1 protein-coding gene and 1 pseudogene are annotated in these 1,889 nt (G+C 42.4%); both read left to right on the top strand.

What is annotated here, in order from left to right:
- Positions 1–334 (top strand): annotated as a pseudogene (locus tag BKD70_RS22540) (hypothetical protein); the annotation flags it as partial.
- A 1,172-nt stretch (positions 335–1,506) separates the two neighbouring features.
- On the top strand, positions 1,507–1,878 hold the full coding sequence (locus BKD70_RS24540; RefSeq protein ID WP_233098237.1) for a hypothetical protein: 372 nt from the start codon (positions 1,507–1,509) through the stop codon (positions 1,876–1,878).
- Positions 1,879–1,889: the final 11 nt, after the last annotated feature.

Below are 1,889 nucleotides of genomic sequence, written 5' to 3' on the forward strand. Positions count from 1 at the left end.
GTTGGAGGCACGGATCAGTGCTGAGCATTTATTCAAAGTTGAACCGGAGGGCGGCCGGGCCGATGCGCATATAGAATTCGTCGTGTCCGAATGGGGCTTTGCCTTGAAAAACTACAGTGCAGAGCTTTATCCAACAGTGGGCATTGTAGCGACCATGAAGCTCGGCGACGCAGTAGTTTGGAGGAATTTCGAAACTGTCACAGCGTTCAGTGATGGAAATGTCCAGGCGTATACACCTCAAGAGTACTCAACAAACCCTGAAGCTCTCCGTAGCGCTTTGCAGAATGCTTTCGAGTTAGTGATAGCTAAACTAATAGCTGATTTGAAACAATAGGCGCTATAAGGCGTAGGGAGAAAAGGGTACAGATTTATTTGAATGAGGCTTGAAAAGCATATTAAATAAATATGTCCCCTTTGTTCTGCTGTTTGTCACGGTACTCCAGTCAGCAATATATTAAACCAAATTCCAGGGTTTAATGGGTTTGCTACATTGCACGATGGTTGGATGATTAACTTGAAAGCTCACAAACAAGCTGATATGTCGTTTTTTGAAAATTTGGGCAGCATGCCGCCTGCTCTGCTTGTAAATTATGGAGCACTGTACGATAAGTACCGCCCAGCAATTGAGTCGCAGAAAAAGCGTGAAAATTAATAAATGGCTTTTGGTAGTATTATTGTCGGCCTTGGCTGGCTGCGCACCTTCCCATTCCAATTGGGAAAATGGAATGAATCTATGGGTAGGTACTCATTTCGATTCCCACCTTTACAAAGACTGCACTCGAGGATGTGGCGACTCATATTGGTCGCCTGTAAATAAAAATAAGACCTTTGATAAGGTTGTTGATGAAAACGGAGGCAGGCGGTATTACATAACTTGGATTAGAGATTGCCGATATTCGGTTTTTGTCGCTGCGGATCGGCTAATAAAGTCATGGAGATACGAAACTTCTAACGTAAAAGGATGTTATGTCTTTTAACTGTTGTTTTAAGGGAAAAGAAAAGAGAGAAAAGGGGGCGAGAGAAAAGGAAGAGAAAAGGGGGCGGATTTATTTAAATTAGAGTTGAAGAGCATATTAAATAAATCTGTCCCCTTTTGTTCCTTTTGTTCTTTTGTTCGCAACGGCCCGTGAGAACTCTTATCCAGGACGAATCAGGCCGGTATTGGTTGCAAGGGCAAGGTGGGGGAAAATTACCCCTTCAGGTTCTTACGATTTTGTCACATTGCCGGATGGGACTATCAAGGTAAGCCGCCCAAATGTGAATGAGCAATTTTCAACCCATCTGGGGTAGCGTGGGGGGGAAATTAAATATGCCGGCTCTATACGCTTTGGTAATAATGACGGTCCAGAGCGAGGAAAAATAACAAGATGGGATAATAGTTCCGGTCATTATCAGCCACCTGCTACTCTAAAGGCTAACTCTGGGTTACCGGAAAACTCATTTAATCCAAGGAAATAGTTTGGTATGGATTCAAGATTGATATCACTCTGTAAAGAGTTGGCGAAAATGACTTCTGATCAGGCGGCAGCTTGGATATTGAGCCGGTACCCGCTTACTTCAGATAATTGGGGTGAAGCTTTATTACTCCTTCCTCATAGATCTTGGAAAAAACCAGAGCAGAAACGTTTAGCGGATTATTATTTTAAGAAAATTCCGTTCTCTAGCGCTAGAGGATATGAAACCTTCGCGTCAATTATGCCAGTTAAGTTAATGGTTGCATGCATTAACGATGCATTGCCCAAAGATCCTAGCAGGCTCGAGTTATTGTTTTATCATCTTGTCCCAGTGCTTAAGTGTTTTGCGAAGAATGATGCAGATCGAAAAATTATTGAGACTTTACTTTCGGCTTTTTCGATAAATTTTCCAAAAGATAATTGAGAACAAAAGGA

Source organism: Pseudomonas sp. BS-2016 (assembly GCF_001806145.1).
Lineage (GTDB): Bacteria > Pseudomonadota > Gammaproteobacteria > Pseudomonadales > Pseudomonadaceae > Aquipseudomonas > Aquipseudomonas lundensis.